The sequence below is a fragment of the Peribacillus sp. SIMBA_075 genome (genome assembly GCF_046534585.1).
Window position 1 is genome coordinate 1 of the sequence record NZ_JAWRYN010000545.1, and the last position, 274, is coordinate 274.

General features: G+C 25.2%; 1 protein-coding gene. It reads right to left on the minus strand.

Features of this window, described 5'->3' with window-relative positions; translation table 11 throughout:
- Window positions 1-274, minus strand: a 274-nt coding sequence (locus SB775_RS29340) for a hypothetical protein (protein ID WP_410864752.1), incomplete at its 5' end; no start/stop codon positions are given.

Here is a 274-nt window from a genome sequence, read left to right on the forward strand (position 1 = left end):
CTACATGCTTTCATAAAAATGTATCAAATGATTCAACCAATTTATAAATTCGTAAATAAATTGGTTCTCATTAGGTCTTTTAGCGTTACACCAGTGTTTCATTAAATTTATATATTTATCATATATTGTATGCTCGTTATCTATATAGCGATCCAAATATAAGAAAGAAATCATGATTTTTGTATGTTCTTCTTTATATGGATTTAAATAATCAGTCGGTATAAGTACATTTACTATGTTTGTTATATCTAACTTCCTTTCTTTAATTATCTCG